Here is an 18,973-nt window from a genome sequence, read left to right as displayed (position 1 = left end):
CCGGTGCCAGCCTTCCTGCGTTGCATCACGCTGCTGTTCCTGCTGTTCGTCACCCCGGTGCACGCCGCCGGCCTGCCGGGCCTGCTCGGCTCCAGCACACCCACCCAGCCCGAAGCCAGCGAACCGCTGGGCAAGTCGCTGGACGAGGTGATCAAGAACCTGGAGAACGACCAGCAACGGGCCAAGCTGCTGGCCGACCTGAAGAAGCTGCGCGACGCCAGCAAACAATCGCAACCCACCGTCGAACAGGGCGTGCTCGGCCTGATCGGCGGCGCCCTGCACGACTTCGAGCAGCAGTTCAGCGGCGATGCCAGCCCGTTCAAGCGCTGGTCGCTGGAAATCGACCAGGCACAGGACGAGCTGGCCGCGCTGGTGGTGCCGGTGCACCAGTGGCCGGCGATCCTGTTCGGCTTCGCCGGGGTGATCCTGGTCTGGAGCCTGTTGGCCTACGCCTTCAACTGGATCGGCCACCGCGTGCGCCTGCGTTTCGGCCTGACCGAAGAACTGCCCCAGCACCCGCGCACCTGGGACCTGGTGCGCTTCGCCCTGCGCAAGCTGGGGCCGTGGCTGGTGGCACTGGTGTTCACCGTGTACCTGAGCTTCGCCCTGCCCTCCTCGCTGGGCAAGTCGATGGCCATGGTGCTGGCCTACGCGCTGGTGGTCGGCACGCTGTTTTCGGCGATCTGCGTGATCGCCTTCTCGCTGCTCGACGGCCCGCACCGCCACCGCGCCCTGTACATCCTGCGCCACCAGGCGTTCCGCCCGCTGTGGCTGATCGGCAGCTTCGCCGCGTTCGGCGAGGCGATGAGCGACCCGCGCCTGACCACCGCCCTGGGCAGCCACCTGGCCCATGCCCTGGCCACCCTGGCCAATGTCGTCGCCGCACTGTGCACCGGGCTGTTCATCCTGCGCTTTCGCCGCCCGATCGCCCACCTGATCCGCAACCAGCCCCTGTCTCGGCGCCTGACCCGGCGCACCCTGAGCGACACCATCGAGCTGCTCGGCAGCTTCTGGTACGTCCCGGCGCTGATCCTGGTGGCGATCTCGCTGTTCGCCACCTTCGTCTCCGCCGGCGACACCAGCACCGCCCTGCGCCAGTCGCTGATGTGCACGGTGCTGGTGGTGGTGTGCATGGTGCTCAACGGCCTGGTCCGGCGCCACGCCGCCAAGCCCAGGCGCGCCAACAAGCGCCAGGCGGTCTACACCGAGCGCCTGCGCAACTTCGGCTATGTGCTGGTGCACCTGTTCATCTGGCTGGTGTTCATCGAACTGGGCCTGCGCGTCTGGGGCCGCTCGATGATCAGCTTCGCCGAAGGCGACGGCCACGAAGTCAGCCTGCGCCTGCTGGGCCTGGCCGGCACGCTGATCGTCGCCTGGCTGGTGTGGATCCTCGCCGACACCGCCGTGCACCATGCCCTGGTGCGCTCGCGCCGCGGCCTGGCCAACGCCCGGGCGCAGACCATGATGCCCTTGATCCGCAACGTGATGTTCGTGGTGATCTTCATCATCGCGGTGATCGTCGCCCTGGCCAACATGGGCATGAACGTCACCCCGCTGCTGGCCGGTGCCGGCGTCATCGGCCTGGCCATCGGTTTCGGCGCCCAGTCGCTGGTGGCCGACCTGATCACCGGTCTGTTCATCATCATCGAGGACTCGCTGGCGATCGACGACTACGTCGACGTCGGCGGCCACCTGGGCACGGTCGAGGGCCTGACCATCCGCACCGTGCGCCTGCGGGACATCGACGGCATCGTGCACACCATCCCGTTCAGCGAGATCAAGAGCATCAAGAACTACTCGCGGGAGTTCGGCTATGCGATCTTCCGCGTGGCCATCCCGCACAGCATGAACATCGACCAGGCGATCACGCTGATTCGTGAGGTCGGCCAGAAGCTGCGCAACGACCCGCTGATGCGCCGCAACATCTGGTCGCCGCTGGAGTTGCAGGGGGTAGAGAGCTTCGAGTCGGGCTCGGCGATCCTGCGGGCGCGGTTCAAGACCGCACCGATCAAGCAGTGGGAGGTGTCGCGGGCGTTCAACCTGGCGTTGAAGCGGCAGCTGGACGAGGCGGGGCTGGACCTGGCGACGCCGCGGTTGTCGGTGCAGGTGGTGACGGCTGGCGGTGGAGGAGGATCTGATCAGATCGCACAGTAGGGACGTACGCTACCCCCTGTAGGAGCGGCCTTGTGTCGCGAAAGGGCCGCAAAGCGGCCCCAGCATTTTCTGCCCGTAGCTGAGATCCTGGGTCTGCTACGCCGCCCTTTCGCGGCACAAGGCCGCTCCTACAGGGATTGGCGCAGGCTTGAGATTGTCTACCCAGCCTCGGCGCGAATGCGGATCGCATCGTGCCGCCAATATTCCAGGTCACAGTCGATCAGATGCCCATGCTGGTCGCTATTGACCCGGGTGATGTGCAAACCCGGGCTGCCCGCCGAAACCTTCAGCGCCCCCGCTGCCGCCACCGGCAACGCGGTCGGCAGGATCTCGAAGCACACCTGTCCATAGTGAATGGCGTATTCCCGCGCATAGATCTCGGTCAGCGACCGCGCCAGGTCGAGCTCGAGGATCCCCGGGAAGTAGCGCGGGTTGAGATAGTGCTCGGCGTACAGCACCGCACGCCCATCGATGCGACGCAGACGGCAGATCCGCACCACGCTGGACAACGCCGGCAGGCGCAGGCGCGCGCAGATCGCCGCAGAGGCCGGCTGCAGGCGCGCAGACAGCAACTCGGTGCTCGGCACCCGCCCCTGGTCGCGCACCATCGCATGGAAGTGACTGCGCTCGATCAGGTCGTAGGTCAGCCGCTCGGGTGCGACGAACCAGCCACGGCGCTCCTCGCGGTAGATCAGGCCCTGGGCCTCCAGTTGCACCAGCGCCTCGCGCAGGGTGATGCGCGTGGTGTCGAACACTTCGCTGAGCCTGCGCTCGGCCGGCAGCTTGCCGCCGGGAGCCAGCAGGCCGTGTTCGATCTGCTCCTGCAGGGCATGGCAGATGGCTGTTACCGCGCGCGGTGGCGTCGCTTGCATCAAAGGTTACCTATCTGGACTAGTCCAGCCCCATAACAGGGCATGTGGCGATGGCTACAAGCCTAGGCAAGGCTGATGAACATCCTGTGACAAAGCCTCGCCCAGGGACTTGCCAGATCCGGGCCAGGCCACGCGATTCAAGGCTTTCGATGTGGTCTACGCTGTATTCCCAGAGCCATCGGCCTGCCACCCACGCCCTCTCCTTACATCAAACTGTCACGCAACAGGCCTACCTTGGCTCAAGGTTTGCTGACCTAGACCAAGGGTTCGCAAGCACCGCTTCTGTTCATAACAACGAATGCAAGGCACCCACCAAAGGAGCTTCGGATGAAAAAGTTGTTCATGGCGTCACTGCTCGGTTCGGCCATCGCTTTTTGCACCTCGGCCATGGCCCAGGACCTCAAGGCCCTTGAAGACGCCGCCCGCAAGGAAGGCACCGTCAACAGCGTGGGCATGCCCGATGCCTGGGCCAACTGGAAAGGCACCTGGGAAGACCTGGCCAAGAAGTACGGCCTCAAGCACAGCGACACCGACATGAGCTCGGCCCAGGAGATCGCCAAGTTCGACGCCGAGAAGGACAACGCCAGCGCCGACATCGGCGACGTCGGCGCCGCCTTCGGCCCGATCGCGGTCGCCAAGGGCGTCACCCAGGCCTACAAGCCGAGCACCTGGGACCAGGTGCCGGCGTGGGCCAAGGACCAGGACGGCCACTGGGCGCTGGCCTACACCGGCACCATCGCCTTCATCATCAACAAGGATCTGGTCAAGGAAGGCGAACGCCCGACCACCTGGCACGACCTGGAAAAGGGCAAGTACAAGGTCGCCATCGGTGACGTCGGCACCGCCGCCCAGGCCGCCAATGGCGTGCTCGCCGCCGCCATCGCCTACAAGGGCGACGAGAGCAACATCGAGCCGGGTCTGCAGCTGTTCACCAAGCTGGCCCAGCAAAAGCGCCTGTCGCTGGCCAACCCGACCATCCAGACCCTCGAGAAGGGCGAGGTGGAAGTCGGCGTGGTGTGGGACTTCAACGGCCTGAGCTACCGCGACCAGATCGACCCGAAACGCTTCGAGGTGCTGATCCCATCGGACGGCTCGATCACCTCCGGCTACACCACCATCATCAACAAGTACGCCAAGCACCCGAACGCGGCGAAGCTTGCGCGTGAGTACATCTTCAGCGATGCCGGACAGACCAACCTGGCCATCGGCCACGCCCGGCCGATCCGCGCCGAGCACCTGAAACTGCCGGCGGATGTGCAGGCCAAGCTGCTGCCCAATGAGCAGTACAAGGCCGCCCAGCCGATAAAGAACGCCGAAGCCTGGGAAGCGACCTCCAAGGCCCTGCCGCAGAAGTGGCAGGAGCAGGTGATCATCGAGATGGAGTAAGCGCCATCATCCTCGTGGGAGCGGGCTTGCCCCGCGATCGCCATCGCGGGGCAAGCCCGCTCCCACGAAGCCTCGTTTCCCTGGAGCCAACATGCAACACAACGTCATCCTGGTCCTGCTCGACGGCCTCAACCACCAGGTCGCGCACCACGCCATGGGCCACCTGCACGCCTACGTCGAGGCCGACCGCGCCGCGCTGTACCGGCTTGAATGCGAGCTGCCGTCGCTGTCGCGACCGCTGTACGAATGCATCCTCACCGGCGTGCCGCCGATCGACAGCGGCATCGTGCATAACAACGTCAATCGCCTGTCCAACCAGCGCAGCGTGTTCCACTACGCCCGCGAGGCCGGCCTGGGCACTGCCGCCGCGGCCTATCACTGGATGAGCGAGCTGTACAACCGCTCACCCTTCGACCCGCTGCGCGACCGCCACACCCACGCGCCGAAGCTGCCGATCCAGCACGGCCTGTTCTACTACGCCGACCACTACCCCGACTCGCACCTGCTGGCCGACGCCGAATACCTGCGCCGCCGCCATGCGCCGAATTTCCTGCTGGTGCACCCGATGAACATCGACGACGCCGGCCACCGCCACGGCCTGGACAGCAGCCAGTACCGCAACGCCGCGCGCAGCGCCGACATACTGCTGGCCGACTACCTGCCGCGCTGGCTCGAAGAGGGCTACCAGGTGCTGGTCACCGCCGACCACGGCATGAACAACGACCGCTCGCACAACGGCTTGCTGGCCGAGGAACGCGAAGTGCCGCTGTTCGTGTTCGGCGAGGCGTTCAGCCTCGATCCCGCGGCCAAGCCGTTGCAGACCGAGCTGTGCGGCACGATCTGCGAGCTGCTCGGCGCCGCCCACGACAAACCGGTCTGCCGGGAGCTGCTCAAGTGAATGCAAGCCATCGCGGCCGCTACCTGGCCCTGCTCTGCCTGCTGCCGTTCGCCGTGTTCTTCATCATCTTCCAGGTCGCGCCGCTGGCCTGGGTCGCCCTCAACAGCCTGCAGAGCGAGAGCGGCTGGGGCCTGGCCAACTTCAGCAAGATCTTCGCCTCGAAGTTCTACCTGCAGGCGCTGCAACGCAGCCTGGAGATCAGCTTCTGGTCGAGCCTGTTCGGCATCGTCATCGCCACCCTGGGCGCCTATTCGCTGCGCCGGGTCGACTCGAAGCTGCGCGACTTCGTCAGCGCCTTCGCCAACATGACCAGCAACTTCGCCGGCGTGCCCCTGGCGTTCGCCTTCATCATCCTGCTCGGCTTCAACGGTGCACTGACGCTGCTGCTCAAGCAGATGGGCCTGCTCGGCGACTTCAGCATCTACTCCAAGACCGGCCTGATCCTGGTGTACACCTACTTCCAGATCCCCCTGGGCGTGCTGCTGCTCTACCCGGCCTTCGACGCCCTGCGCGAGGACTGGCGCGAATCGGCGGCCTTGCTCGGCGCCAGCCACTGGCAGTTCTGGCGGCATATCGGCCTGCCGGTGCTCACCCCGGCGCTGCTCGGCACCTTCGTCATCCTGCTGGCCAACGCCCTGGGCGCCTACGCCACCGTCTACGCCCTGACCACCGGCAACTTCAACGTGCTGCCGATCCGCATCGCGGGCCTGGTGGCCGGCGACATCAGCCTCGACCCGAACCTGGCCAGCGCCCTGGCGATGGTGCTGGTGGGGCTGATGACCGTGGTCACGGTGGTCCATCAATGGCTGCTCAAGAGGAGCTACCATGCGCGCTGAAAACAACGCCGGCGGGCTCTACCACCGCGCGGTGGTGTACCTGCTGTTCCTGATCCTGCTGCTGCCGCTGGCCGGCACCCTGCTCTACTCGCTGGCTACCAGCTGGTCAGCGACCCTGCTGCCCAGCGGGCTGACCTTCAAGTGGTACCTGGCACTGTGGAGCGAGCCGCGCTTTCTCGCCGCCTTCGGCCAGTCACTGCTGGTGTGCGTCGGCGCGCTGCTGCTGTCGGTGCTGCTGATCCTGCCGTTGCTGTTCGTGGTCCACTACCACTTCCCCAAGCTCGACGCGCTGATGAACATCCTCATCCTGCTGCCGTTCGCCGTGCCGCCGGTGGTGTCGTCGGTGGGCTTGCTGCAGCTGTACGGCAGTGGGCCGATGGCCATGGTCGGCACGCCGTGGATCCTGATCGGCTGCTACTTCACCATCGCCCTGCCGTTCATGTACCGGGCCATCACCAACAACCTGCAGGCCATCAACCTGCGCGACCTGATGGACGCCGCCCAGCTGCTCGGCGCCAGCACCTGGCAGGCGGCGTTCCTGGTGGTGCTGCCCAACCTGCGCAAGGGCCTGATGGTGGCGCTGCTGCTGTCGTTCTCGTTCCTGTTCGGCGAGTTCGTGTTCGCCAACCTGCTGGTGGGCACCCGCTACGAAACCCTGCAGGTGTACCTGAACAACATGCGCAACAGCAGCGGCCACTTCAACAGCGCGCTGGTCATCTCCTACTTCGCCTTCGTGCTGGTACTGACCTGGGTCGCCAACCGCCTGAACAAGGACAAGACCTGACATGAGCTTCGTCAGCGTACAGAAACTGCAAAAGAGCTACGCCGGCAGCCCGGTGTTCGAGAACATCGACTGCCAGATCGAGCGCGGCGAGTTCGTCACCCTGCTCGGCCCCTCCGGCTGCGGCAAGTCCACGCTGCTGCGCTGCATCGCCGGGCTGACCCCGGTGGACAGCGGGCGGATCCTGCTCGACGGCCAGGACATCGTGCCCGTGAGCCCGCAGAAGCGCGGCATCGGCATGGTGTTCCAGAGCTACGCGCTGTTCCCCAACATGACCGTGGAACAGAACGTCGCCTTCGGCCTGCGCATGCAGAAGGTCAAGGCCGACGAAAGCCAGGTGCGGGTGCGCGAAGTACTCGACCTGGTCGAACTCGGCAGCTTCGCCGGGCGCTACCCGCACCAGCTGTCCGGCGGCCAGTGCCAGCGCGTGGCCCTGGCCCGCTCGCTGGTCACCCGCCCGCGCCTGCTGCTGCTCGACGAGCCGCTGTCGGCACTGGATGCGCGCATCCGCAAGCACCTGCGCGAGCAGATCCGCGCCATCCAGCGCGAGCTGGGGCTGACCACCATCTTCGTCACCCACGACCAGGAAGAGGCGCTGACCATGTCGGACCGCATCGTCCTGATGAACCAGGGCCGCATCGTCCAGAGCGGCGATGCCGAGACCCTCTACACCGCGCCCGTGGACCTGTTCGCCGCGGGCTTCATCGGCAACTACAACCTGCTTGACGCCGACAGCGCCAGCCGCCTGCTGCAACGCCCGGTCAACGGTCGCCTGGCGATCCGTCCGGAGTCCATCACCCTGGGCCTGAACGGCGAACTGGACGGCGAGATCCGCAGCCACAGCCTGCTGGGCAACGTCATTCGCTACCGGGTGCGGGTGCGCGACGTCGAGTTGGTGGTGGATGTGCTCAACCGCTGCGCGGCCGACCTGCATGCGGACGGGCAACGGGTATCCTTGTCGATCGACCCCACGGCGCTACGGGAAGTGGCCTAAGGAGAAGCAACGCATGGCACTGGCAATCTTCGATCTGGACGAAACCCTCATACACGGTGACTGCGCGTCGCTGTGGAGCGAGCAGATGGCCCGGCTGGGCTGGGTGGACGGCAAATCCTTCCTCAAGCGCGACCATGAGCTGATGGAAGCCTACGGCAAGGGCCACCTGGCCATGGAGGACTACATGGCCTTCAGCCTGGAGCCCATCGCCGGGCGTACCCTGGAAGAGGTCGAGCACCTGGTCGAGCCCTGGGTGGAGGATGTGATCGAGCCGATCATCTACGGCGACGCCTGCCGTTGCATCGCCGAGCACCGCAAGCGCGGTGACCGGATCCTGATCATTTCGGCCAGCGGCACCCACCTGGTCGGGCCGATCGCGGCACGCCTGGGTGTCGACGAGTACCTGGCCATCGAGCTGGAGGCGGTCAACGGCGTGTTCACCGGCAAGACCCACGGCGTGCTCACCTACCGCGAGGGCAAGATCACCCGTTTGCTGGAGTGGCTGGACCAGGAGCAGGAGAACCTGGAGGGCGCGAGTTTCTACTCGGATTCGCGCAACGACCTGCCGCTGCTGCTGAAGGTCGATCACCCGCACGTGGTGAACCCGGACCCGGTGCTGCGCGAGCATGCGCAGACCAATGGCTGGCCGATTCTGAGCTGGTCTTGACGCAGGTGTGCGGATGTACCGGCCAGCCATTGAGTGTGGCCGGTACAAGCACCACTGATCCGTCACGCTTGCCTCACCCGCCACAAATGTGCAGTATAGTGCGCACTGTGAGGACGGCCTCACGACGCTGTGCGTGAACATACCGGGGACGGCCCCATCATTAAATCGATGGAGACTCACCATGTCCTGGATCATCCTGTTCTTCGCCGGCCTGTTCGAAGTCGGCTGGGCTGTCGGCCTCAAATACACCGACGGCTTCACCCGCCCCCTGCCCACCATTCTTACGGTCGGCGCCATGGTCATCAGCCTCGGTCTGCTGGGCCTGGCCATGAAGGAGCTGCCGCTGGGCACCGCCTACGCCATCTGGACCGGCGTCGGTGCGGTCGGCACGGTGATCGCCGGGATCATCCTGTTCGGCGAATCCATGGCGCTGATCCGCCTGGCCAGTGTCGCCCTGATCATCACCGGCCTGGTCGGCCTGAAGGTCAGCGCCAGCTGACCTTCCTCCGCTTCCCTTAGCGAACGTCGCCGCGCAGCAGGCTCACCTGCTCGCGCAGCGCCTCGGGCTGCGCCGCCTCCACCGGGATGGCGGCGCCGGCCACCAGGGTCACCCGCGACCACAGGCGCTTGAAGAAGCCCTTGTTCGGGTCGCGACTGAAGAAACTGCCCCACAGCCCCTGCAACGCCAGCGGAATCACCGGCACCGGCGTCTCCTGCAGGATGCGGTTCACCCCGCCCTTGAACACATCGATCTCACCGTCCGCGCTCAGCTTGCCTTCGGGGAAGATGCACACCAGCTCGCCGTCTGCCAGGTACCGGGCAATGCGGGCGAAGGCACGCTCGTAGGTGGCCTCGTCCTCGCCGCGCCCGGCGATGGGAATGGCGCCGGCGGTGCGGAACACGAAGTTGAGCACCGGCAGGTTGTAGATCTTGTAGTACATGACGAAACGGATCGGCCGGCGGATCGCCCCACCGATCAGCAGCGCATCGACGAACGACACATGGTTGCACACCAGCAGCGCCGCGCCTTCATCGGGAATACGCTGCAGCTCGCGGTGCTCGACCCGGTACATCGAGTGGCTGAGCAGCCAGATCAGGAAACGCATGGTGAATTCCGGCACGATGCTGAAGATGTAGGCGTTGACCGCGATATTGAGCAGCGACACCACCAGGAACAGCTGCGGGATGCTCAGCTTGGCCAGGCTCAGCAGGACGATGGTGATGATCGCCGACACCACCATGAACAGCGCGTTGAGGATGTTGTTGGCGGCGATCACCCGGGCCCGCTGGTCTTCCGGGGTGCGCGCCTGGATCAGCGCGTACAGCGGCACGATGTAGAAGCCGCCGAAGATGCCCAGGCCGATGATCGACAGCATGATCCACCAAGCCTGGCTCATGCCCAGCAACGCCAGCCAGTCATGGGGCACGACGCCAACCGGCACATCCCCCGAATGCCACCACCAGAGCAGGCCGAACAGGGTCAGGCCGAACGAGCCGAACGGCACCAGGCCGATCTCCACCTTGCGCCCGCTCAGGCGCTCGCACAGCAGCGAGCCTACGGCGATACCCACCGAGAACAAGGTCAGCACCAGGGTCACCACGGTCTCGTCGCCGTGCAACCAGTCCTTGGCGTATGCCGGAATCTGCGTGAGGTAGATGGCGCCGACGAACCAGAACCACGAGTTGCCGACGATCGAGCGCGACACCGCCGGGGTCTGGCCCAGGCCCAGGCGCAGGGTCAGCCAGGACTGCTTGAAGATGTTCCAGTCCAGCTTCATCTGCGGCGCGGCAGCGGCGGCGCGGGGGATCCAGCGGCTGGCCAGGTAGCCCAGCACGGCGGTGGCCACCACCCCGGCGGCAGCCAGCACCGCGTACTGGCTGGAGGACATCAGCATCCCGGCGCCGATGGTCCCGGCCAGGATCGCCAGGAAGGTACCCATCTCCACCAGGCCGTTGCCGCCCACCAGCTCTTCCTCACGCAGGGCCTGGGGCAGGATCGAGTACTTCACAGGACCGAACAGCGCCGAGTGGGTGCCCATGGCGAACAGCGCCACCAGCATCAGTTCCAGGTGATGGGTGACGAAACCGGTCGCGCCGATGGCCATGATGACGATCTCGGCCAGCTTGATCGCGCGGATCAGCCGGTCCTTGGCGAACTTCTCGCCGAACTGCCCGGCCAGCGCCGAGAACAGGAAGAATGGCAGGATGAACAGCAAGGCGCAGAGGTTGACCCAGATCGAGCGGTCGCCTTCCAGGCTCAGCTTGTAGAGGATCGCCAGGATCAGCGACTGCTTGAACAGGTTGTCGTTGAAGGCGCCCAGCGACTGGGTGATGAAGAACGGCAGGAAGCGCCGCTTGCCGAGCAGGGTGAATTGCGAGGGGTGACTCATCGTCCTTGTACCTGGTTGGGCTTTGTCATTGGAGGCACGTACAGCGTGATAAGCCACAAATCTGCACGGGAATGTCCGCAGGCACAAGGAACTTGTGGGAGATCGCCCAGCCCTTCTGGCTACGCTGTCACGCAGGGAACTGTCCTCCTGTGGGAGCGGCCTTGCGTCGCGAAAGGGCTGCACAGCAGCCCCAGCAATTTTGATGGTGGCTCGAAATCTGGGGCCGCTGCGCGCCCCTTTCGCGACGCAAGGCCGCTCCCACAGGGCCTGGATAAATCATAGATTACGGTTGGTTCCATAAGAGCGGGTAAGCCATCCCGACAGGATCACCGTCAAGACTGCGCGATACACGGCGATACGAACAGCTCGCCGCGCCAGGCACCCTGCAAGGTACGGCTGGCCACCACCGCCCAGAGCAAGGCCAGCGCCACCACCAGTACCAGGCCAAACACGCTGAAGAAACCGAGTCCCAACCAGGTCGCCAGCTTCAGGGTGGCCAGGCAATACACGCCCAGCGGGAAGGTGAACCCCCACCAACCCAGGTTGAACGGCATGCCCTGGCGCATGTAGCGCAAGGTGATCAGCACCGCCGTCAGCAGCCACCACAAGCCGGCGCCCCAAAGCACGATGCCGGCCACCAGGCCAAGGCCACGGGCCACCTCACCGAGGCCGCCCAGGCCATTGGCGGCGAACACCGCCGGAGCATCGCCGCCGAGCACCAGCATGCCCAGCGCACCGGTACCGATCGGGCCCAGCGCCAGCCAGCTGGAGGCGGCCATGTTCGCCGGCGGCAGTTTGTGCAAAGCCATGCGCAGCATGAGGATGGTGAGGATGCTGAAGGCCACCGGCAACGACACCGCCCACATCACATAGCTGGTGATGACCACCAGGAACTGTGCGTGAGCGTCCGCCAGGTGCGGCGCCAGCAGCCCGCCGCTGGCGGCGGCGACTTCGGCAGCCACCACCGGCAGCAGCCACACCGCGGTCATCTGGTCGATGCTGTGCTCCTGGCGGGTGAACATCAGGTAGGGAATGGCCACGCCGCACAGCAGCGCCAGGCCCACGTCCAGCCACCAGAGCATTTCCACCCACGGCACCACCGCCTCGCCCCAGCGCGCCAGGCCGAACACCAGGGCGCCGTTGAGGATGGTGGCCAGGCCCATGGGAATGGTGCCGAAGAACATCGACACGGTGGAATGGGCGAAAATCCGCCGCGCCTCATCGAAGAACATCACCCAGCGGACGCCATACAAGACGCAGAACAGGGTGAACAGGCCAATGGTCAGCCACCACAGGCCCTCGGCAAGCGTGTCCAGCACTGGCATCTGCACCTGGTGCAAGGCCAGGGCCAGCACACCGGTGCCCATGGTCGCGGCGAACCAGTTGGGGGTGAACTGGCGAATCACTTCACGGGGATGGGCCAGATGGCTCAACGGGCGCCACGAGGGGGCGCGGGTCTGGGTGCATGGCATGAGATGTCTCCTGGCCTTGTGTAAGGTGGATTTATCTTATGCCCTCGAAGAATATCTATATAACGGGTAATTTCTCTATCTGTTATCTGTTTTGCAGATATAGCTAAAGGCATAGGCTCTGGAATATGCTTGGCGCGGTTTTCCTGATGACAATAATGACAAGGACCTGTCGATGCTCACCGCCCTCAAGCGCTACCCCAATCCGGTACGCCTGCTCCTGCTCACCACCTTCACCCTGACCATGGCCCGGGCGATCACCCTGCCCTACCTGGTGGTCTACCTGGCCGACAACTTCCAGCTCTCGGTCGGCCGTATCGGCCTGGTGATCGGCGGCGCGCTGATCGTCGCCTCGCTGCTGAGCCTGTACGGCGGACACCTGGTCGACACCGTGCGCAACCACACCCTGGTGATCGCCAGCCTGCTGGTGTTCGCCCTGGCCTTCGTCGGCGCCATCGCCAGTCGCTCGGCCGCCCTGTTCTTCCTCTGCCTGGTGGTGATCAACCTGGCCCTGGCGCTGGTCGACATCGCCGCCAAGGCCGCCTTCTGCGCCCTGTTGCCGGTGGAGCAGCGTGCCGAGGTGTTCGCCATCAAGTACACCCTGAGCAACATCGCCTACGCCGTGGGGCCGATGCTCGGCGTGGCCCTGATCGAGGTGGACGGCCACCTGCCCTTCGTGGTCTCGGCGCTGATCGGCCTCGCCATGTGCCTGGCCTACCAGCGCCTGGGCGTTCGCGACCTGCAGCCCCAGGACCGGCCACAGCCCGGTGCCGGCTTCGGCCAGGTGGCGCTGGGCCTGCTGCGCGACCGGCGGCTGGTGTGCTTCACCCTGGGCGGTGTGCTCAGCGCAGTGGTGTTCGGCCAGTTCACCGCCTACCTGTCGCAGTACCTGGTGGTGACCCGCAACCCCGCCGAGGCGGCGCGACTGGTCGGCTACCTGGTCACCACCAATGCGGTGACGGTGATCGCCTTGCAGTACCTGATCGGCAAGCGCATCGACCGGCGCCGGCTGATGCCCTGGCTGATGGCCGGCATGGGCCTGTTCGTCGCCGGGCTGCTGGGTTTTTCCCTGGCCGGTACGGCGCTGGCCTGGTGCCTGGCGATGCTGGTGTTCACCCTGGGCGAGATCATCGTGATTCCGGCCGAGTACATGTTCATCGACCTGATCGCCCCGGAGCACCTGCGGGGTATCTATTACGGCGCGCAGAACCTGGGCAACCTGGGCGCGGCACTGGGGCCGGTGCTGGTGGGCGCCGCGCTGGGGCACCTGGTGCCGGTGGCGGTGTTCTATCTGCTGATCGGGTCGGTGATACTGGCAGGTGTGTTCTACTGGCTGGGGACGCGCCGACCTGAGTGATGCCATCGCGCGGCCCTGCGACGTCCTGCCACTGCGACCATGGTCGGCGCTGACGAACCGCGCCCTGCGTGCCAGACTGATTGATCGGGACCGCGTTTCTATTTTTGCTCCGGAGTTTGCATGTCGTTGTCCAGCGGGCTGATCGCCGTGGTCGCCCTGGCCTACATGGCCATCATGTTCGCCATCGCCTTCTATGGCGACCGCCGCAGCACGCCGTTGCCGCCGCGCCTGCGCGCCTGGGTGTACAGCCTGTCGCTGGCGGTGTACTGCACCAGCTGGACCTTCTTCGGTGCGGTCGGCCAGGCCGCCGAGCAGCTCTGGGCCTTCCTGCCCATCTACCTGGGGCCGGTGCTGCTGCTGATCTTCGCGCCCTGGGTGCTGCAGAAGATGGTGCTGATCAGCAAGCAGCAGAACATCACCTCGATCGCCGACTTCATCGCCGCCCGCTACGGCAAGTCGCAGACCCTGGCGGTGGTGGTGGCGCTGATCTGCCTGGTCGGCGTGCTGCCGTACATCGCCCTGCAGCTCAAGGGCATCGTGCTGGGGGTGAACCTGCTGATCGGCGCCAACGCCGATGCCACCGGCAGCCGGGTGCAGGACACCGCGCTGGTGGTGTCGCTGGTGCTGGCGCTGTTCGCCATCGTCTTCGGCACGCGCAGCCTGGACGTCACCGAGCACCACCGCGGCATGGTCCTGGCGATCGCCTTCGAGTCGCTGGTCAAGTTGCTGGCCTTCCTCGCCGTGGGCGCCTTCGTGGTGTTCAACCTGTATGACGGCTTCGATGACCTGTTCACCCAGGCCCAGCAGTCGGTGCACCTGAGCGACTACTGGGAAGAGACCATCAACTGGCCGTCGATGGTGGTGCAGACCGCCGTGGCGATGATGGCGATCATCTGCCTGCCGCGGCAGTTCCACGTCACCGTGGTGGAGAACATCGAGCCGCAGGACATGCGCCTGGCGCGCTGGGTGTTCCCGCTGTACCTGGCCCTGGCCGCGCTGTTCGTGGTGCCCATCGCCCTGGCCGGGCAGATGCTGCTGCCGGGCACGGTGATCTCCGACTCGTTCGTGATCAGCCTGCCGCTGGCCGAGGCTCACCCGAGCCTGGCCCTGCTGGCGTTCATCGGCGGCGCCTCGGCGGCCACCGGCATGGTCATCGTCGAGGCCGTGGCGCTGTCGACCATGGTCTCCAACGACATGCTGCTGCCCTGGCTGCTGCGGCGCAACAACGCCGAGCGACCATTTGAGGTGTTCCGCCACTGGATGCTCTCGGTGCGCCGGGTGACCATCGTCGTCATCCTCCTGCTGGCCTACGTCAGCTACCGCCTGCTCGGCTCCACCGCGAGCCTGGCGACCATCGGCCAGATCGCCTTCGCCGCAGTGACCCAGCTGACCCCGGCGATGCTCGGCGCGCTGTACTGGAAGCAGGCCAACCGCCGTGGCGTGTTCGCCGGCCTGGCCGCCGGCATCTTCCTGTGGTTCTACACCCTGGTGCTGCCGATCGCCGCCCACAGCCTGGGCTGGTCGCTGCAACTGTTCCCGGGCCTGGCCTGGCTGCACGGCAACCCGCTCAACCTGCCGATCACCCCGCTCACCCAGGGCGTGGTGCTTTCGCTGGCGGGCAACTTCACCCTGTTCGCCTGGGTCTCGATCCTGTCCCGTACACGGGTTTCCGAGCACTGGCAGGCCGGGCGCTTCATCGGCCAGCAGACCAGCGCCCGCCCTTCCAGCAAACCCCTGCTGGCGGTGCAGATCGACGACCTGCTCAAGCTGGCCGCGCGCTTCGTCGGCGAGGAACGCGCCCGGCAAAGCTTCATCCGCTTCGCCTACCGCCAGGGCAAAGGCTTCAACCCCAACCAGAACGCCGACGGCGACTGGATCGAGCACACCGAACGGCTGCTGGCCGGCGTGCTCGGCACCTCCTCGACCCGCGCCGTGGTCAAGGCCGCCATCGAAGGCCGCGACATGCAGCTCGAGGACGTGGTGCGCATCGCCGACGAAGCCAGCGAGGTGCTGCAGTTCAACCGCGCGCTGCTGCAGGGCGCCATCGAGAACATCAACCAGGGTATCAGCGTGGTCGACCAGAACCTGCGCCTGGTGGCCTGGAACCGCCGCTACCTGGAGCTGTTCAACTACCCCGACGGCCTGATCAGCGTCGGCCGGCCAATTGCCGACATCATCCGCTACAACGCCGAGCGCGGCCTGTGCGGGCCGGGCGAGGCCCAGGTGCATGTGGCGCGGCGCCTGCACTGGATGCGCCAGGGCCGCGCCCACTCCTCCGAACGGCTGTTCCCCAATGGCCGGGTGATCGAGCTGATCGGCAACCCGATGCCCGGCGGCGGCTTCGTCATGAGCTTCACCGACATCACCCCGTTCCGCGAGGCCGAGCAGGCCCTGCGCGACTCCAATGAGGGCCTGGAGCAACGCGTCGCCGAGCGCACCCACGAACTGTCGCAGCTCAACCAGGCGCTGACCGAGGCCAAGAGCCGCGCCGAGGCGGTCAGCCAGTCCAAGACCCGCTTCCTCGCCGCCGTCAGCCACGACCTGATGCAGCCGCTCAACGCCGCACGGCTATTCTCCGCCGCCCTGTCGCAGCAGGCCGAGGCCATGAACGACGAGGCCCGGCAACTGGTGCAACACATGGACAGCTCGCTGCGCTCGGCCGAGGAGCTGATCAGCGACCTGCTCGACATCTCGCGCCTGGAGAACGGCAAGGTCACCCCCGACATCAAGCCCTTCGCCCTCAACGAGCTGTTCGACACCCTCGGCGCCGAGTTCAAGGTACTGGCCGCCGAGAAGGGCCTGGAGTTCCGCCTGCGCGGCAGCCGCCTACGGGTGGACAGCGACATGAAGCTGCTGCGCCGGGTGCTGCAGAACTTCCTCACCAACGCCCTGCGCTACGGCAAGAGCCCGCTGCTGCTGGGGGCACGGCGTCAAAGTGGACGCCTGTGGCTGGAGGTGTGGGACCGTGGCCCGGGCATCGCCGACGACAAGCTGCAGGTGATCTTCCAGGAGTTCAAGCGCCTGGACAGCCACCAGACCCGCGCCGAGAAGGGCCTGGGCCTGGGCCTGGCGATCGCCGACGGCCTGTGCCGGGTGCTCGGGCATCCGCTGGAGGTGCGCTCCTGGCCGGGCAAGGGCAGCGTGTTCCGCGTCAGCGTGCCCATCGCCCACAGCCCTGCGCCCGCGACGCCCGCCCCTGTCGAGCAGGCCGGGCAGCCACTGGCCGGCCTGCAGGTGCTGTGCGTGGACAACGAGGACAGCATCCTGATCGGCATGAACAGCCTGCTCAGCCGCTGGGGCTGCCAGGTGTGGACCGCGCGCAACCAGGCCGAATGCGAGGCCCTGCTCGGCAAGGGCCTGCGCCCGCACCTGGCGCTGGTGGACTACCACCTGGATGACGGCGAGACCGGCACCGGGCTGATGGGCTGGCTACGAACGCGCCTGGGCGAGCCGGTGCCCGGCGTGGTGATCAGCGCCGACGGACGCAACGAGACCATCGCCCTGGTGCATGCTGCGGGCCTCGACTACCTGGCCAAGCCGGTCAAGCCGGCGGCCCTGCGCGCCCTGCTCAATCGGCATCTGAGCCTGGTTCAGTAAGCGCCTCGTCGCTCAGGGCGCGCTCGATCAAATCGGCCGGCAGGCTCTTGCTGGCCCGGGCACCGAGCAGCTTGAGCTGCTCGCTGCGGCTGACCAGGTTGCCACGCCCCTCGCACAGCTTGTTGCGCGCCGCGGCGTAGGCCTTGTCCACCTGGGCCAGGCGCGCGCCGAGCTCGTCCAGGTCCTGGATGAACAGCACGAACTTGTCGTACAGCCAGCCGGCGCGCTCGGCGATCTCGCGGGCGTTCTGCCCCTGGCGCTCCTGCTTCCACAGGCTGTCGATCACCCGCAGGGTGGCGAGCAAGGTGGTCGGGCTGACGATCACGATCTGCCGATCGAAGGCCTCCTGGAACAGGTTGGGCTCGGCTTGCAGCGCCGCCGAGAAGGCCGCCTCGATGGGCACGAACAGCAGCACGAAATCGAGGCTGTGCAGGCCTTCCAGGCGGTTGTAGTCCTTGCTCGACAAGCCCTTGACGTGGTTGCGCAGCGACTGCACGTGCTGCTTGAGCGCGGCTTCGTCGTTGTTGCCAACGAACTGCTGGTAGGCCGTCAGGCTGACCTTGGCGTCCACCACCACCTGCTTGTCGCCCGGCAGCATGATCAGCACGTCAGGCTGGAAGCGCTCGCCGTCGGCGCTGCGCAGGCTGACCTGGGTCTGGTACTCGCGGCCCTTCTCCAGGCCCGCGTGCTCCAGCACCCGCTCCAGGATCAGCTCGCCCCAGTTGCCCTGGGTCTTCTGGCCCTTGAGCGCCTGGGTGAGGTTGGTGGCCTCGTCGGACAGGCGCAGGTTGAGCTGCTGCAGGCGCTCGAGTTCCTTGCCCAGGGAGAAGCGCTCGCGGGCCTCCTGCTGGTAGCTTTCCTCGACGCGCTTCTCGAACGCCTGGATACGCTCCTTGAGCGGGTCGAGCAATTGGCCCAGGTGCTGCTGACTGGTCTGGGCGAAGCGTTGCTCGCGCTCGTCGAAGATCTTGGTGGCCATGTCGGCGAACTGCGCACGCAGGGTGTCGCGGGCTTCCTGCAAGTCCTCGAGGCGTTGCTGGTGGCTCTCCTGCTGCTCGCGCAGCTCGGCCTCCAGGCGTGCGGTCTGGGCCTCGAGGCGGCGCAGCTCGGCCTCGCGGTTGGCGCGCTCGAGGTGCCAGGCATGGGCGGCGTCACGGGCGTTGTCGCGGTCGATCTGCAGCAGTTCCAGTTCACGGCCCTGGGCGGCCAGCTGGGTCTGTTTGACGGTGTTGGCCTCGCTGAGGTCGCTGATCTCGTCGCGGCCGGCCTCCAGCTGGGCCTGCAGGCCGGCCTGGGTCAACTGGGCTGCATTCAGGCGCTCTTCGAGCAAGGCCTGCTCGGCCTTGCGCGCGCCCTGGCCGCGCTGCACCTGCATGACCCAGCCCAGGCAGGGCACGGCGCCCGCCACCAAGCCCAGCAGAATGCTGGTCAGATCCACTGTCATGCTTACCCCGATCGAACGTTGACGAATGCTGCGCAGCTTATCAGCCTGGTGGCGGGGCTGCCTGAGAGAGCACCTTAAGCTATGCGCAATCCCTGTAGGAGCGGCCTTGTGTCGCGAAAGGGCCGCAA

The 18,973-nt window shown here is 66.3% G+C and carries 14 protein-coding genes; 10 read left to right on the top strand and 4 right to left on the bottom strand.

All coding sequences use genetic code 11. The features are described from left to right. The first annotated feature begins 3 nt into the window (after positions 1 to 3). A complete protein-coding gene (locus HU735_RS05850) occupies positions 4 to 2,154 on the top strand; it encodes a mechanosensitive ion channel domain-containing protein (protein WP_186712773.1) in 2,151 nt (716 codons plus the stop codon). A gap of 158 nt (positions 2,155 to 2,312) precedes the next feature. Here HU735_RS05850 and HU735_RS05845 read toward each other — a convergent pair whose 3' ends face one another. Beyond that, on the bottom strand, positions 2,313 to 3,026 hold the full coding sequence (locus tag HU735_RS05845; RefSeq protein ID WP_186712772.1) for a UTRA domain-containing protein: 714 nt from the start codon (positions 3,024 to 3,026) through the stop codon (positions 2,313 to 2,315). Between the two features lie 327 nt (positions 3,027 to 3,353). Between HU735_RS05845 and HU735_RS05840 the strand changes: the two genes are divergently transcribed. The 7 genes from HU735_RS05840 (at position 3,354) to sugE (ending at position 9,087) form a co-directional block, all read left to right on the top strand. Further along, the gene (locus HU735_RS05840) at positions 3,354 to 4,412 is read left to right on the top strand and encodes an ABC transporter substrate-binding protein (protein WP_050704574.1); all 1,059 of its coding nucleotides are present in this window, start codon (positions 3,354 to 3,356) and stop codon (positions 4,410 to 4,412) included. Between the two features lie 91 nt (positions 4,413 to 4,503). Next, entirely contained in the window at positions 4,504 to 5,310 is an 807-nt protein-coding gene (locus tag HU735_RS05835) for an alkaline phosphatase family protein (protein WP_186712771.1), read from the top strand. Further along, positions 5,307 to 6,146 (top strand): ABC transporter permease subunit, encoded by an 840-nt coding sequence (locus tag HU735_RS05830; protein ID WP_011532723.1) that lies wholly within the window; start codon positions 5,307 to 5,309, stop codon positions 6,144 to 6,146. The genes HU735_RS05835 and HU735_RS05830 overlap by 4 nt, the downstream gene beginning before the upstream one ends. Continuing rightward, a complete protein-coding gene (locus HU735_RS05825) occupies positions 6,136 to 6,930 on the top strand; it encodes an ABC transporter permease (protein ID WP_186712770.1) in 795 nt (264 codons plus the stop codon). The genes HU735_RS05830 and HU735_RS05825 overlap by 11 nt, the downstream gene beginning before the upstream one ends. Before the next feature lies 1 nt (position 6,931). Continuing rightward, complete coding sequence (locus HU735_RS05820) at positions 6,932 to 7,921, top strand: ABC transporter ATP-binding protein (protein WP_186712769.1); 990 nt, start codon at positions 6,932 to 6,934, stop codon at positions 7,919 to 7,921. 13 nt (positions 7,922 to 7,934) lie between these two features. Further along, complete coding sequence (locus HU735_RS05815) at positions 7,935 to 8,588, top strand: HAD family hydrolase (RefSeq protein ID WP_186712768.1); 654 nt, start codon at positions 7,935 to 7,937, stop codon at positions 8,586 to 8,588. A 181-nt stretch (positions 8,589 to 8,769) separates the two neighbouring features. Further along, positions 8,770 to 9,087 (top strand): quaternary ammonium compound efflux SMR transporter SugE, encoded by a 318-nt coding sequence (sugE, locus tag HU735_RS05810; protein WP_028690878.1) that lies wholly within the window; start codon positions 8,770 to 8,772, stop codon positions 9,085 to 9,087. A 16-nt stretch (positions 9,088 to 9,103) separates the two neighbouring features. On the opposite strand, the gene HU735_RS05805 is transcribed toward sugE, so the two are convergent. Then, on the bottom strand, positions 9,104 to 10,978 hold the full coding sequence (locus HU735_RS05805) for an MFS transporter (RefSeq protein WP_186712767.1): 1,875 nt from the start codon (positions 10,976 to 10,978) through the stop codon (positions 9,104 to 9,106). A gap of 332 nt (positions 10,979 to 11,310) precedes the next feature. Continuing rightward, complete coding sequence (locus HU735_RS05800) at positions 11,311 to 12,450, bottom strand: TDT family transporter (RefSeq protein ID WP_186712766.1); 1,140 nt, start codon at positions 12,448 to 12,450, stop codon at positions 11,311 to 11,313. A 172-nt stretch (positions 12,451 to 12,622) separates the two neighbouring features. Between HU735_RS05800 and HU735_RS05795 the strand changes: the two genes are divergently transcribed. Both HU735_RS05795 and HU735_RS05790 read left to right on the top strand, forming a co-directional pair. Further along, positions 12,623 to 13,804 (top strand): MFS transporter, encoded by a 1,182-nt coding sequence (locus HU735_RS05795; protein ID WP_050704566.1) that lies wholly within the window; start codon positions 12,623 to 12,625, stop codon positions 13,802 to 13,804. 120 nt (positions 13,805 to 13,924) lie between these two features. Continuing rightward, positions 13,925 to 17,401 (top strand): PAS domain-containing hybrid sensor histidine kinase/response regulator, encoded by a 3,477-nt coding sequence (locus tag HU735_RS05790; RefSeq protein ID WP_186712765.1) that lies wholly within the window; start codon positions 13,925 to 13,927, stop codon positions 17,399 to 17,401. On the opposite strand, the gene rmuC is transcribed toward HU735_RS05790, so the two are convergent. Beyond that, a complete protein-coding gene (rmuC, locus tag HU735_RS05785) occupies positions 17,373 to 18,731 on the bottom strand; it encodes a DNA recombination protein RmuC (RefSeq protein WP_186712859.1) in 1,359 nt (452 codons plus the stop codon). The genes HU735_RS05790 and rmuC overlap by 29 nt on opposite strands. Between the last annotated feature and the right edge of the window lie 242 nt (positions 18,732 to 18,973).

The sequence above is a fragment of the Pseudomonas sp. BW16M2 genome (genome assembly GCF_014268865.1).
GTDB lineage: Bacteria > Pseudomonadota > Gammaproteobacteria > Pseudomonadales > Pseudomonadaceae > Aquipseudomonas > Aquipseudomonas peradeniyensis.
Note: the sequence above shows the minus strand (reverse complement) of the source record. Positions and strands in the feature narration are given on the sequence as shown.

Coding starts and splice junctions, on each gene's coding strand:
- HU735_RS05845 (WP_186712772.1), bottom strand. CDS start 3,026: ATGCAAGCGACGCCACCGCGCGCGGTAACAGCCATCTGCCATGCCCTG.
- HU735_RS05840 (WP_050704574.1), top strand. CDS start 3,354: ATGAAAAAGTTGTTCATGGCGTCACTGCTCGGTTCGGCCATCGCTTTT.
- HU735_RS05835 (WP_186712771.1), top strand. CDS start 4,504: ATGCAACACAACGTCATCCTGGTCCTGCTCGACGGCCTCAACCACCAG.
- HU735_RS05825 (WP_186712770.1), top strand. CDS start 6,136: ATGCGCGCTGAAAACAACGCCGGCGGGCTCTACCACCGCGCGGTGGTG.
- HU735_RS05820 (WP_186712769.1), top strand. CDS start 6,932: ATGAGCTTCGTCAGCGTACAGAAACTGCAAAAGAGCTACGCCGGCAGC.
- HU735_RS05815 (WP_186712768.1), top strand. CDS start 7,935: ATGGCACTGGCAATCTTCGATCTGGACGAAACCCTCATACACGGTGAC.
- sugE (WP_028690878.1), top strand. CDS start 8,770: ATGTCCTGGATCATCCTGTTCTTCGCCGGCCTGTTCGAAGTCGGCTGG.
- HU735_RS05805 (WP_186712767.1), bottom strand. CDS start 10,978: ATGAGTCACCCCTCGCAATTCACCCTGCTCGGCAAGCGGCGCTTCCTG.
- HU735_RS05800 (WP_186712766.1), bottom strand. CDS start 12,450: ATGCCATGCACCCAGACCCGCGCCCCCTCGTGGCGCCCGTTGAGCCAT.
- HU735_RS05795 (WP_050704566.1), top strand. CDS start 12,623: ATGCTCACCGCCCTCAAGCGCTACCCCAATCCGGTACGCCTGCTCCTG.
- HU735_RS05790 (WP_186712765.1), top strand. CDS start 13,925: ATGTCGTTGTCCAGCGGGCTGATCGCCGTGGTCGCCCTGGCCTACATG.